General features: G+C 34.8%; 14 protein-coding genes. All 14 read right to left on the bottom strand.

From position 1 onward, the window contains the following. Positions 1 to 253: 253 nt before the first annotated feature. Positions 254 to 1,123: a class I SAM-dependent methyltransferase gene (locus GM661_RS02595; RefSeq protein ID WP_230868612.1), complete on the bottom strand. Its 870-nt coding sequence runs from the start codon at positions 1,121 to 1,123 to the stop codon at positions 254 to 256. Between the two features lies 1 nt (position 1,124). Beyond that, positions 1,125 to 2,870 carry a cytidylyltransferase domain-containing protein gene (locus GM661_RS02590; RefSeq protein ID WP_230868611.1) on the bottom strand — a complete coding sequence of 582 codons (1,746 nt, stop codon included), beginning with the start codon at positions 2,868 to 2,870 and terminating at the stop codon, positions 1,125 to 1,127. A 19-nt stretch (positions 2,871 to 2,889) separates the two neighbouring features. Beyond that, a complete protein-coding gene (locus tag GM661_RS02585) occupies positions 2,890 to 3,897 on the bottom strand; it encodes an N-acetylneuraminate synthase family protein (RefSeq protein WP_230868610.1) in 1,008 nt (335 codons plus the stop codon). Between the two features lie 53 nt (positions 3,898 to 3,950). Then, positions 3,951 to 4,310, bottom strand: coding sequence for a 6-hydroxymethylpterin diphosphokinase MptE-like protein (locus GM661_RS02580; RefSeq protein WP_230868609.1), 360 nt, complete (start codon positions 4,308 to 4,310; stop codon positions 3,951 to 3,953). Between the two features lie 256 nt (positions 4,311 to 4,566). Further along, positions 4,567 to 5,535 carry a UDP-N-acetylglucosamine 4,6-dehydratase (inverting) gene (pseB, locus tag GM661_RS02575; protein ID WP_230869751.1) on the bottom strand — a complete coding sequence of 323 codons (969 nt, stop codon included), beginning with the start codon at positions 5,533 to 5,535 and terminating at the stop codon, positions 4,567 to 4,569. A 116-nt stretch (positions 5,536 to 5,651) separates the two neighbouring features. Beyond that, positions 5,652 to 6,236: a hypothetical protein gene (locus GM661_RS02570; protein ID WP_230868608.1), complete on the bottom strand. Its 585-nt coding sequence runs from the start codon at positions 6,234 to 6,236 to the stop codon at positions 5,652 to 5,654. Then, complete coding sequence (locus tag GM661_RS02565) at positions 6,237 to 8,081, bottom strand: motility associated factor glycosyltransferase family protein (protein WP_230868607.1); 1,845 nt, start codon at positions 8,079 to 8,081, stop codon at positions 6,237 to 6,239. Between the two features lie 85 nt (positions 8,082 to 8,166). Beyond that, positions 8,167 to 8,988, bottom strand: coding sequence for a flagellin N-terminal helical domain-containing protein (locus GM661_RS02560; RefSeq protein ID WP_230868606.1), 822 nt, complete (start codon positions 8,986 to 8,988; stop codon positions 8,167 to 8,169). Positions 8,989 to 9,253: 265 nt separating this feature from the next. After that, on the bottom strand, positions 9,254 to 10,900 hold the full coding sequence (gene fliD / locus GM661_RS02555; RefSeq protein ID WP_230868605.1) for a flagellar filament capping protein FliD: 1,647 nt from the start codon (positions 10,898 to 10,900) through the stop codon (positions 9,254 to 9,256). A gap of 118 nt (positions 10,901 to 11,018) precedes the next feature. Then, positions 11,019 to 11,849, bottom strand: coding sequence for a flagellin N-terminal helical domain-containing protein (locus GM661_RS02550; protein WP_230868604.1), 831 nt, complete (start codon positions 11,847 to 11,849; stop codon positions 11,019 to 11,021). Positions 11,850 to 11,982: 133 nt separating this feature from the next. Further along, positions 11,983 to 12,240 (bottom strand): carbon storage regulator CsrA, encoded by a 258-nt coding sequence (gene csrA / locus GM661_RS02545; protein WP_230868603.1) that lies wholly within the window; start codon positions 12,238 to 12,240, stop codon positions 11,983 to 11,985. Positions 12,241 to 12,256: 16 nt separating this feature from the next. Continuing rightward, positions 12,257 to 12,703 (bottom strand): flagellar assembly protein FliW, encoded by a 447-nt coding sequence (fliW, locus tag GM661_RS02540; RefSeq protein ID WP_230868602.1) that lies wholly within the window; start codon positions 12,701 to 12,703, stop codon positions 12,257 to 12,259. A gap of 19 nt (positions 12,704 to 12,722) precedes the next feature. Then, positions 12,723 to 13,316 (bottom strand): DUF6470 family protein, encoded by a 594-nt coding sequence (locus GM661_RS02535; protein ID WP_230868601.1) that lies wholly within the window; start codon positions 13,314 to 13,316, stop codon positions 12,723 to 12,725. Positions 13,317 to 13,355: 39 nt separating this feature from the next. After that, a complete protein-coding gene (flgL, locus tag GM661_RS02530) occupies positions 13,356 to 14,255 on the bottom strand; it encodes a flagellar hook-associated protein FlgL (RefSeq protein WP_230868600.1) in 900 nt (299 codons plus the stop codon). Position 14,256: the final 1 nt, after the last annotated feature.

Here is a 14,256-nt window from a genome sequence, read left to right as displayed (position 1 = left end):
CTTTCAATGGTCTCTTAAAATAGTTATATATCTTGCCTTACTTTTAAAGTATTTGTGTAACCCAAAACCCATGTGGCCTTTTAGGCAATCATAGTTATCTATCATTTCAATCGAGCAATTTTTAAAATGACTAATTGACTCTTTCCTATAACAAGCATCTACATTACAAATCCTATCATTCTCATAATTCCTTGTGATAATACTGTGTAATGTAGTTCCTCCAGTTTTAAGAATATGCAAAAAAATTTATTTTTCATCCATAATTCTTTTCCTCTCCAATCTTTTTAAAAAACATTACAAGTGAATCCCCAATATTAACTTTTTTAGCAGTATTATTATAAAAATCTATAATTTCATTACTTTTTAACCAAGCTTCCTTATCAGTTAACCGTTCAAGGTAAATTCCCTCAGTTTCGTATTCAAGCAATTCAAATCCTATCTGAGACATAATTCTTTCTAAAGTATCAGGGGTATAATCACAATAATGATCTGCTGGATGTTGAATAATCCATTTATTTAAATTACTTCTAAAAGTTATGCCATCTCCATTAGGTACTTTGATTCCTAAAATCCCATCTGGCTTTAACCACTTAAATATTTTTTTCAAAGTACTAATTGGGTCAACCATATGCTCAAATACTAACCACATAGTAATGACATCAAAATAATTTTTTTTAAATTTAATATCTTCAATTGCTTTATTATAAACTTTTCTATTACCTAATAATTCTTTAGCATAGTTTGCCGCATATTCAGAAATTTCTATGCCATAAACATCCCAACCTACTTTTTGAGCATACTCAAGATAAAAACCCATAGCACAGCCAATATCTAAAATTTTACCTGGTTTTTTGTATTTATGTATTGTAGCAAATCTTTTTTTTACAAACTTCAATATATTAGGCTTATCTTCCAAGTAGTTATAATCCGCCTTCTCGTTGCCATTTATATACATTTCTCCAAAATAATCTTCATTATATATTTCTATCATCTCTTCTTTAGTCGGCCGATAAGGCATATAAATATGACCACATAATTTACACTTAACTAAAATATTTTCACTTGCTTTGCCTAAAATCTTATAACTATTTTTGCCACATAAATCACAATTTACTTTTTTCATTTTAATCCCCTTCAATTTCTGAAATCATTTTAGAATAGACATATTCCAAATCACCAATTGAATAATTTGGACTCTTTAAATTATCAATATTGTTTATATACTTATTAAAAGAATTTTTATTTATATTATTATGCACACCAACAGAATGACCTAATCCCAACATTTCTAACTTATTAAATTCATCACAATATTCTTTTCCTGGGATTACATCAATTGTTGGTATTCCTAAATATTTAAATTCATAAAAAGTAACCCCATAGTAAACTATACCTAACTTAGCCTCTTTGATTATAGAAATAATACTCTGAGGACTATTAATTATCTCATAATCATAAGGGAATAATTCTAACTCTTTGTTTAATTTTTTATGGTGATTAAAATATGGACCTAAAATTATTGAAAATTTATAGTCTTTATCTATTTTAATCTCTTTTAATACTTTAAGTACAGTTGTCGTCACATTATATATATCTGTTCCTCCAAAAGAAATAACAATTTTATTTTTTAATTTTTCCTTACTCTCTTCAATTTTTTTTAATTTTTGAGAAACAAATACAGTTTTCAAACCTGATATTACTTTTTCATTATTTTTTACATTATTTAAAATTTTATCACTTTGTATACCTTGCATTATAAATAAACCAACATTATCACTCTCTATATATTTATCAACTAATATAATTTTCTTTAAAGATGTATTTTTTTTAATCTTTTCGAAATGATATTTCATGTTTTCTAAATTTTGAACGTCTATTATTAAAATATCAGCATTATAAAAATTAACTTCTTTTATAAGTTCTTCTTGACTAGAAGCAATTTTATAATCATAAATATACCCTTCCTTTTCTAAAATATCTTTAGCTAACAAATCATTATTAATTAAATAAAATACTCCATTATTCTTATTTTCATTTAAATACTTACCTAAAACCATCATACGCTTAATATGACCTAGACCTATTTTTTGACTAGCTTCAGTTTTAATAACGAAACGATAAGTTTTATCATCCTTCTGCTTCTGCTCTACATGATTATTAATATTTAATAAACCAGGTTTATCCTTAAGTAGTTCCACTACATTCAAGAGATTAAATTTTTTATCTTTTTCATCTAACTCTCGATATAGCGCATTCATAAACCTCAGGTCAGCCATATTATCTACTGAAATTCTGCATAATTTTTTTGAAAAAACATCTTTAATATCCACTAAACCTATTTTAGCCAAATCAGGATTTTTTCTTAAATTTATTCCAAAATTCTCTCTGGTATATTTACTTTTAATCTCATTATTCAAAAACTCAAAACAACCCCAACTATAGGTATCAACACCTTCATGGAACCATTCTTTTCCAGCAGGCCTTATGTATTCATAGCCTTGTGATATTTTATATAATTGTTTTTTTATAAATTGTTTATCAATTAACGGACAATCTCCAGAAATCACAGTAATATAATCTGCATCATATTTTTTAGCAGCATAATAATGTCGACCTACCACATCATTAATATCTCCTTTATAACGAAAAACATCAATTCCTTTTTCATCTGCATAATTAACAAATATACTATCAGTTTTTTTATAACTAGTTGAAATAATAATCTTATCAAATTCCTCTATACTCAGTAGTCTATCAACAATCCAATCTATTACTCTTTTATGACCAATATATCTAAATTGCTTCATAGGTAATCTAGTAGAAGAGGCCCTGGCTTGAATTAAAGCAATAGCCTTTTTCCCCTTTAGCATATTTCTCATCCTCTATCTTTTACTTTAGAAGGTTCCAGTTAATTGCTTGATTCATTTTAATATCCTTGGAAGCTATTTTTCCAATAACTATCTTATAATATTGAGCATTAATACCATCTACTGGCCGGACAAATTTTAAGTCTTTAAAAGAAATCCTATCATCTTTTTTAATATTTTTAGCTGCATAGATTCCTCTTCTAGCAAAATAAACCTCTGGAATTTCTTCTTCAGCCGGCTCTTTCTGTCCATGGCCCATTGCTAATTCTATTTTACGAATACCATCAACCATATTCTTTAACTCATCTGGTTCCAGAGCATAAAAATGGTCCATACCTTCCATATCTCTAGAAATTGTAAAATGCTTTTCAATTACATTGGCCCCCATTGCAATTGCTGCAATTGACACTTCAATACCCATAGTATGGTCAGAAAAACCAACCGGTATATTAAATTTATTTTTTAAAGTACTTATAACTTTTAGATTTACATTTTTGGGATCTGTTGGGTAATTAGAAACACAATGTAATAAGATAATTTCTTCATTTCCTCGACTGTATATTTTCTCTACTGCTTTCTCAACTTCAAACAAATTGGAAATACCAGTTGATAAAATTATAGGTTTCCTCTTCTCTGCAATTAGTTCTAATAAAGAATAATACGTTAAATCCCCTGAAGCTATTTTATAAGCATCTATATTAAGTTTTTCTGCCATTCCCACAGCTTCGGGATAAAATGGAGTTGTCATAAAAATAATATCATTATTTTCTGCATAATCCTTTAATTCTTTATGCCACTCTAATGGTAATTTATATTTTTCTACTATCTTTTGTGCTTCTAAATTTTCTTTAAATAGGGTCTCCCCTGTAAATGTCTGAAATTTTATTGCATCTACCTTAGCATTTACTGCAATATCAATTAATTCTTTTGCCAGATTAATATCTCCGTTATGATTACTCCCAGCTTCAGCTATTATAAAAGCAGGTTCCCCATCTCCTATATTTCTATTTCCAATTGTTATTTTTTTCATGAATAAATTCCCCATCCCTATAATTTTATTTTTTAATTAATTTTCCTATTTCATTAATATTTAACCTCTATTTCCCATAACATTACCATAATGGACAAACAGCAAATTTGGTATATTGACTGCCGGTATAATTTGTTGGAAGTGGCCGGGATGTATAATAAAGGCAAATCCAGCTCAGGGTAATTTTTAAATACTTTTTCATAAATAGTATTTATTGGTTCGGTTGTTACAATAAAATCAGGTTTGATATCCCTGTCCAGCAATAAAGGCAGAGAAGTGTCAACTACAATTATTACTCCCCTGTTATCAAGCCTTGTTAAGTAGTCCACATTTTTATTAAGGGAAGGGCCTGCTGATTGCCTCGCTTTCAGGATTATAGGCACTATGAAGAAAAACTTCTTTATCCTCTTCAATTGTAACCTTAACTGTCTCTAATCCTGTTTTAGTTTTTATTAAATTAATCTTTCTAGTAATATTAACACTGTAGGCATCTAAACTGTTCAAAATCTAAATATTTTACATTCTCTTGATATAAATCAACCATTTATTATCACCTATTAAGTAACATTTCTACTAAATCATGATATTCATTAAGTACAGGTTTAATTTCATATTCAAGTATAAATGATATATTTTACATCTTCATCAGACATTTTAAGCTATAAAGGATTATAACCCTTTTATCTTTTCCTGCATTTCTTCAATAGAAAGCCATTCCTGGTTTTTATCACTGGTATATTCAAATCCATCTGCCAGAGGTTTCCCATCTTGATGGTTTTTGGAACCCCACCATGTAAATTCAGGTTTGATTATGTAATAATCAGCAAATTCCAGTGTATGTCGGGCATCGGTTCTACTTATTAAAACTTCATGGAGTTTTTCTCCAGGGCGTATTCCGACAACTTTTTGTTCACATTCTGGAGCAATCACATTTGCCAGGTCAGTAATCTTCATACTGGGGATCTTGGGAACAAATATCTCCCCACCCTCCATCTTCTCTAAAGCCTTCAAAACCATCTTAACTCCCTTTTCTAAAGTTATCCAGAATCTTGTCATTCGCAAATCAGTAATGGGAAGGACTCCCTTTTTTCGTTCTTCCCTGAAAAAAGGAATAACACTACCTCTACTGCCCATAACATTACCATAACGAACAACAGCAAACCTGGTATCCTGACTACCAGCATAGGAATTACCGGCAATAAATAATTTATCTGAACATAATTTAGTAGCACCATATAAATTTACTGGATTAGCAGCTTTATCTGTACTAAGAGCAACAACCCTTTTTACCTCTTTATCAATGGCGGCATCTATAATATTCTGAGCACCAAGGACATTAGTTTTAATGGCCTCAAAAGGGTTATATTCACACTCCGGCACCCGTTTCAGGGCAGCAGCATGAACAACTATATCTACCCCATCAAAAGCCCGGTATAACCTCTCTTTATCCCTGACATCCCCTATAAAAAAACGTAAACGGGGATCATTAAACTCGGCCTTCATCTGAGATTGCTTTAATTCATCCCTGCTTAAAATAATTAATTTTTCAACATTATATTTATCTAATATCATTTTAGTAAATTTCTTACCGAAAGAACCTGTTCCACCAGTAACTAAAACGGTCATACCATCTATCATTAAAGACAACCCCTTTTACTCCCCAGTCTGTAATCTATGTTCTTGTCGTTAAATCGTCTTTCCTTATAATTATTCTCCAAAAATGTAATAAATCCTGCCCAGAAAGGACTTAAGAATTAGATGATTTTTTCGTTGGTCACCCTGACATATTGCTGATATTCTTCTAATACCGGAATTAATTCATATTCCAGGACATCACTAATTAAAACAAGGTCTTTTTTTTCTATCCCTTCTGATAAACTGACCATAGTACCCTTCCACTTAGTAAAAAATTCATTTTGCTCTAAATCAACTGTCTCTTTTTCATCGACAATACTTCTAATGTTTTCCAGCAGGGTATTTAACCAGTCCAGGGTCTCTAATAACTGCTCTATCATAATAAATCTAGCAGTTTCTGTACCATCATTAATTCTAACAATAAATTTCTCTATCCTTTCTATAAACTCAGGAACAAAATTTTCTGCCTCTTTAATAGTCTCCAGGGTTAATTCTTTAACACCTCTGGCTACAATCTCAAGATGTTCTATCACACCTAAATCCTCAAACTCCTCTTCAGTATAATTAGTAATGTCCTGACCATCAGCAATAACTTGATAGACTACTGAACCCTGAGCCTGTATCTTATCAAATATCTCACCTACACCTATAGATACCTTCTCACCCGGTAGTTCTATATCTATACCATGTACTATAACCTCCACTTAAACTCCCTCCTTTAATGTAATTTTTTGATAATGTTGCCCTAAAATTTTTAGTGCTTTACTAGAACCCTTGATTAGTAAATTATAAAATTCAACTAATTTAGTATATTTCTCCAAATCAGTCCTGAAGTCAACATTAATTTCAGTATAAATCTCGTACATCTCTGATTCAAAAAACATCACATGATTCTTTAAAATATCTATATTATAATTAATATGTTTTAGTTTCTCTACTATTTTCTGATAATCTTTTTCATTTGCACAGTCCAGCAATTTATCTACAAATAATAAACCTTGTTCTGCCCATTCCATAATTACTTTTAAATTTTTAATAATTAATTTAAACTGTTCCTTTATTTTAGGATTCCATTCTGCCTTATATCTTGCTAATCGAATCAATATTTCTTCCTTTTTATCATTTTTTTCCTGACAGTAATTATTAAGAACCTCTTTTAAGGTCATTACCTTAGTACCTTCAATACGCGCACCACCTTCAGTAGCATCGACAAACTCAGTCTGACAACCTCTATTTTTTATTCCCAGAATAAGTCTATTAAACCACTGCAAATAAAAATGAAAATCACTCCTGGTCCAAACCTCATCACCATATATATCTTTAATCTTTAAATACTCTTTATTACTATTTTTTCTCTCATCCTCTAAATTCAAAGAATAATCACTGCCCTTAACATGGGTAATATCCCCAGTAAAGGCCAGATCCTGCCCTACAAAAACAATTGGGTCTGCCTTCAGTAGATAAGCAAGAACAAAGGCCAGATGTGCTACTGAGCCCCCTGTAGCCAGCCGACCCAGAAAACCCCGCTGTTTTTCTATCCAATGAATTATACCTTCACTAACCCCATAACCTGGGCTAAAAACAAGAGGCCCCGGCCAACTCTTTAATATATGATTATAAAACTGAGGAATTGTTAACAAGATAGTTTGATCAAGCCTGCCATAATCTAAACCGTCAAAATACTTTAAGGTAGATTTAAACCCATCAATAACAGTTACTATATCTGGAACAATATCATTTTTAAGGAGTACCTTTACGACTGCATCAACCGCAATAATTATTGCCCTGTCCTTGACATCTTTTAATAAATGCATATTTTTATCCAGAGAAGGACCAGCTGCCACCACAATTGCCGGCTTACCACTATATAAGCCGTGTAATTCTCTAACACCTGGTTTCTTTAACATCAAATATAGATTATTTAATAGGTTCTCTTCCCAAACCCTACCTCGTTTCTTACTCGTAGACTTATTGGCTTTCACTTTCATGATAATAAATTCTAAATCTTTTTCAATTAAAGCTAGTGTTTGACCAAAATACCTTTTTGCTGTAGAGAGTTTAAATAAAGTTAATTCCTCAAAAACAATATCAATATGACCTTCTATAAAATTAATTAGTCCTGAACTATCATAGTCATCTCTTAAATATAAATAAAAATCCTGATAGTCAAATAAATCTGTAAAATCATTATACCTGATTGCCTCTCGAAATAAAGCAGGATTATTTTCAACAACAAATATCTTTACCCCTTTATCTTTCACTTTATTATAGAGCTCTTTAAGGTGATATCCCATAGCAAAGCCAAGCACTACTACTGCAGTTACACCATCTGTTATAAGCTGTGCTACCAGTCTCTCTGCTTCCTTCTCAGGGTTATATTTGCTGTGCAGCAGATATTCATCACCTTCAGCTTGATAGAGGGCAGTCTTGCTGCCATTTTTTGTTTCAACTATTGTAATATTCCCATCGTCCAAAGTTCCATTCTCTAAGATTTCCTGATAAGCAGGATATCTTTTCTTTAGAATAGCCAGGTTTTTTTTATACAGCATAAGGTCACTCCACTTCTCTATAGAAAATAAAAAAGCCAACTGACATAATGTCAGTCAGCTTAGTGATATAAATATTAATTATTAATTAACCAAAAAGACTCATGACCGATTGAGATTTCATGTTAGCCTGTGCTAACATAGAAGTACCAGCCTGCTGTAAGATCTGATTTTTGGTCAAATTAGACATCTCGGCAGCCATGTCTGCATCACGGATACGGGACTCAGAGGCCTGTAGGTTTTCTGCAGTAGTAGCCAGGTTTTTCATGGTATGTTCCAACCTATTCTGGACGGCACCAAGGTCAGAACGGAATGCTGAAACAGCACTGATAGCTGCATCTAATGAACCAAGAGCAGTCTGGGCATCAGCGGCAGTTGATACACTAACCCCGTCAACACCTAAATTACTAGCACCCATATCTTTCAAACCAATTTCAATAACCTGATCTGCATTAGCACCAATCTGGAAAGAAACGTTACCAGCGGCAACGGCAGAAGCATTAATTAGTTTCATACCATTAAATTCTGTCCTATCAGCAATACCACTGATTTCACCAATTAACTGGGTAACCTCAGCCTGAACCTTCTGGCGGTCTTCAGCCTTAATGGTACCGTTTGCTGACTGTAAAGCTAGATCCCTCATTCTCCTTAACATGTTGTGCACTTCACCTAAAGCACCTTCAGCAGTCTGAATCATAGAAACACCATCCTGGGCATTTCTTTGGGCCTGCTTCAGACCACTAATCTGGGCACGCATTTTTTCGGAGATAGCCAGTCCGGCAGCATCATCAGCAGCACGGTTAATCCGATAACCTGATGATAACTTCTCCATTGTCTTGGACATGTCGTTTGAGTTTACGTTAAGATTCCTCAAAGCATTCATTGAACTGATGTTATGATTAATAATCATAGTCACATCATCCTCCCTGATATAATTTTGTAAAGAAACAGTCCCTGCTTCTTTCATAAATATATATCGGACGATAGACCTAAATTATTAATTGATACCAAAGCCCTAATAAGACTATATGAAGCAAATAGGTCTAATTATCTAATGATAACTGGGCAATTAGGGCTATTTTTATCTAAATGCTCCTTTTTTTATCTTTTTAATCCTTTTACGACATATAATTTGCCGACAATCAATTTACCCACCATTATACCTGTTTCCTAGCTCAGGAAGAACTATTCGAAGTAAACCAGGAACCCTGATTCTTCAGTTGAGTCATTAACTGGTCCATCCGGGTAAACTTAGCCTTTAAAGTTATTTCTTTCATATCAAGGCGCCTCTCCATGTTTTCAATATCTTCATCTATATATTTAATTTCCTTCTGTAAAGTACTTATTCTACCGGAAACATAACCACCACCACTGGAATAACTGTATGATTTAATGGCATTGTCTACATTAGTTTCTACCCGGTCAACAATACCATTAACACCGGTAAACATCTGTTTAACATCAGACATGTTTTTTGACAGGGCCTGATCCAGTTTATCTTCATCGATAGACATTTCACCATATCTATCTACAGTAATACCCATTAGTGATACTACATTAGTTTTAAAGGTCTCGGGAATCTGCAGGTCAGTTAAAACAACACCATCACTCCCGGTCAGGTCTACAGCAAGACTCCCCTCGCTTGTTAAAACCAGTCTATTATCTTTAATACTGGCCATATCTTTACCGAGTTCTGTATTGATCTGTTCAGCAATCTCTTCCAGGGTAGAAGCACCATCGAGAGAAACGGTAGTACCATCTATCACAAGATTATTTGTAGTACCAGCATCCCAGGATAATGGTGTATTACTCAACCAGTCAGCAGAACTGAGCGAGCCATTAGGATTCATTACACTGGAATACATCATTGATTCCACAGTACTTAAAGCTGATTCACCACTTAAAACCGCATCCCCCTCACCCTTCTCAATCTCTGCCTCGTCAGGGTGGCCGTATTTATTAATGGTTTTCAATAGGCTATTATACTGATCTACAAAGGCTTTAATTTTTTCCTTCATGGCCTCTTTATCAGTTCCTACCCGCAGAGTTGTCGTTTCACCTGCTTCACTTAATTTACCTTCTAAATTAAGTGTCACACCTTTTATGACATCATCAATATCTTCATTACTGCCCCGCTCTACTAAAAGTCCGTTAACTTTAAACTGAGCCATCTGATGGTTTTGAACTGTATCCATTGTGTCCAGGTGCAAAGTAGATAAGATATTATTAGTTTCATTAGTGAATGATACCTCATTAGTTATATTTGTACCTTCATTAATGACATCTCCCGCAGCCTGTACAACTAATTTATTATCAACAACAGAGGCCTGGGCCAGCTGAATCTTATCTGTGTTAGAATCACCATCATGGTCAATGATAGTATTATTGATCTTATCGGCAATATCTTGCAAAGAAGCCTCTGACACATCTATTGTTATCGAATAATCATTAATCTCTATATCAAAACTGCCACTGATTGTGTCTGCTTCCACCTCTGCACTTGAAGCTACAGTGTGGGCCTGAAATAGCTGTTTTACCTCAATCTCATAATTTCCTGAACTAGCAAAACTATTAGCAGTGGCGGTAAGAACCTCTTCATCATCAACTGTCGGAGCCATCTTATCAAAGATATCACTTAAATCTCCAGCCTTACTCTTGAAAGTATCTAGAGCACTATTAAGCTGCTGCCAGGCGCTTATCTGGGCCTGAACTTCTTTTTTGTCTTCTTCTAAACGCCTTAAAGGCGCCTTTTCAATATACATCAATTTTGTCAGGAGTTCGTCGGTATCAATACCATTAAACCCACCTATACTTAGTCCCATATTTAAAACCCCCTTGAATTAAATAATCTTAGCTTAAATTTATGTATTGTTAATATTTGGAAATACCAACCGGCAGTTCATACCGGTTGGTATCTTCTACCTTAAATAAAGTTTTTAACTATCCCAGAAGTGATAAAACAGTCTGAGATTTCATGTTAGCCTGGGACAACATAGCAGTACCGGCCTGCTGCAGAATCTGATTTTTAGTTAAAGCAGACATCTGGGCAGCCATATCTGCATCACGAATACGTGATTCAGAGGCCTGCAGATTTTCTTCAGTAGTAGCCAGATTCTTAATAGTGTGTTCCAACCTGTTTTGCACAGCACCAAAGTCAGAACGTGTGGCTGAAATAGTACTGATGGCCGCATCTAAAGTACCAATAGCAGTCTGAGCATCAGCAGCATTTGAAATACTTAATGAGTCAAGAGCAGTAATAGTCGCATCTGCTCCACCAGTAATCCTCATGTCTGTCAAACCTACCTCAATAGTCTGGTTAGCATTAGCACCGATCTGGAAGGAAACATTAGCAATACTACCATTCAATAATTTCATAGCGTTAAATTCTGTTCTGTCAGCAATACCACTAATTTCAGATACTAACTGATCTACCTCAGACTGGAGTTTGGCTTTTTCAGAATCACTATTGGTACCGTTAGCAGCCTGGATAGCCAGGTCACGCATCCTCCTTAACATAGTGTGCACCTCAGCCATAGATCCTTCAGCAGTCTGCATTAGGGAGATACCATCCTGGGCATTACGCTGTGCCTGCTTTAGACCACTAATCTGTGCCCGCATTTTCTCAGAGATAGCCAGCCCAGCAGCATCATCAGCAGCCCGGTTAATGCGGTAACCTGATGATAACTTCTCCATTGTCTTGGACATCTCGTTTGAGTTTACGCTAAGATTCCTCAAAGCGTTCATGGAACTAATATTGTGATTGATAATCATACCAATCATCCTCCTTGATGTATTTTGTCAGGAAAGCCTCCTTGCCTCCCTGCATTATACTTATCGTAAATAGCTGATAAATCTTAATAGACTAAAGGGCCTATTTATTAAGATAATCTACCAGCCAGTTCCACTATTCACCCTTTTTATTTTTCTTTTGAGATGCCCCTTTTTTTAAGTTGGCTGCCAGTTCTGAGAGGTTGACCTTCTCTAAGGCTGCCATTCTATTCTCTTCCTGTATTTCCAGATAGACCTCTTCCCGGTGGATAGTAATCGATTCAGGGGCCGATATCCCCAGTTGGATACGGTTACCGTCAATATCTATTACCTTAATCTTGATCTTATCATCTATAATGATACTTTCATCTTTTTTCCTGCTTAATATTAACATGACTACCCCCTGGCTGCTACCCTGTTCCTTCTACTACTGGATCTGCTTTAAAGAGATAAAAACGCGTCGGATATTCCTCATCCAGCACAAGCTGAACTGCTTTATTATTGTCTGTATTAATGATAACCGGGGCCTTCAGGTTTGTCCGTATATCCCCTGTAGTCTGGTCAATAACCACAATAGTATAGAAAACCACCTCAGAGTCTTCCTCCAACTTGAGTCTCTGCTGAAACTTAAGAGGGATACTAAGATTGTATTTATCAACAAAGGCCAGGGGATTAATCATAATAAAGGACAGGTCTGGTCTATCAAGAGACTGCAGCCAGTAAAATATATCGTCTTCCAGATTATCAATTATAGTGAATCTTTTATACTTCTCAAAACCTAAAATGGGTTCAATAAAATCTATCATCTTTTCCTTTTTAATCTCAATCTTACCAAAATTACTGGTTTCCACTAGCATATACTCATCTCCCGGAAGATTAAACCTTTATATTTACCTGATGTTCAACAAGCTCAATATCCAATTTCGCTTTTTGGGCCAGATATATCTTCACCCGGTCAGGCCGGATTTTAGCTTTAGGGAAAGCAAAATTACTTTCCACATCAATATCTGCTGGATCTACCGTTACTTTTACCGGGTAGGTCTTAACCTTAATATCCGGCGGATGTTTGGGCAAAAGTTCTACATTAACTTCCTGTTTTTCCTCTAAGAGCTTACTCCTGGCTAACTGGGCAATCCTGTTTCCACCGAGTTCAAGTTTCCCCAGGTAATCCCCATCCCGGGAATCTTCCTTGATACCCTCCAAGGCTTTTTCCTTAGCTTTATTGCTCATAAAATTTATCAGGGAATAGAGTTTTCTATACCCCAGGTCTTCTAATGGTTTGGTATAATCAATCTCCATTTCTGCCGGAGGATTAGAGATCTCCATATCACCTACCACCTGATAGGGACGGCTGTTACCATAGTCTATATCAAGCTGAGGTATATTTTGTTCGATCTCCATCGAACCCCTTATCCACTTCATACCAATCTGGGCCCTAGTAAAATTTATCTTAAGTTGGGGTATATTCATAGCTTACCACCTATCAATCTATCTTATCAGAAATCTTTTTTATCTCAGAAAATCCATCAGAGTAGGCTGGAATATTCTGGAGCCAGTTTGCAGGGCGAGTCTAAAGACATTCTCTTCATTCATATATTTCATAATAGTTTCTGCTACATCAGTATCAGCTGTCTTAGAAAGTATATCGGTATAGGTTACCTCCTGGGCAGATAACCTGTCAGCACCCAGCTCTAACCTGTTTTGACAGGAACCAACCTGGGACCGAGCAACTAATACATTCTCAATATGGGTATCTATATTATCTATAGTGTTCTGTATTTCAACTGGGTCATCACTGGCCAGGGCCACACTAAAATTATTTATATCAGCAAACATCTGAGCAAAACCTATTTCTGGACCAGTTACATTAACACCAACAACTGTCCCAGCGGCAACCTCGCGCTCTAATTTCCCGGTGGATACAGCACCATTAGCCTCATAGTCACCAGGGATCAGTGAAGCTGCGTCCTGATATGGTTTAACCTTTGTCTTGAAACCATTAAAGATATAACTATTAGCATATTTACTATTAGCTATCTCAACCAGGTCTTTTCTTAACTGCTCAACCTTCGGCAGTAGTTTCTGGCGGGACTCTGGAGTCATTGTACCAGTAGCAGCTGCAAGAGCATCAGTACGAAGAGTACGCAAGGTCTTACCAACTTCATTTAAGGCCTCATCAGTTACTTTCAACCAGCTAATCCCCTCTGCAGCATTGTCCTGATATTGTTGGTTAAAACTAAGAATTGTATCCAGTCTCATTGACTTAACGGCATCAATAGGTTCCTCTGAAATCCTGCTGAATTTATCACCTGTAGACAATTGATTCATATATTTGTTGAGTTTATTCTGGCTTTTATTATAATTAGACAAAAAGTCACTGATAATCATATTATTGGTTATACGCGACATT

Source organism: Iocasia fonsfrigidae (assembly GCF_017751145.1).
GTDB lineage: Bacteria > Bacillota > Halanaerobiia > Halanaerobiales > DTU029 > Iocasia > Iocasia fonsfrigidae.
Note: the sequence above shows the minus strand (reverse complement) of the source record. Positions and strands in the feature narration are given on the sequence as shown.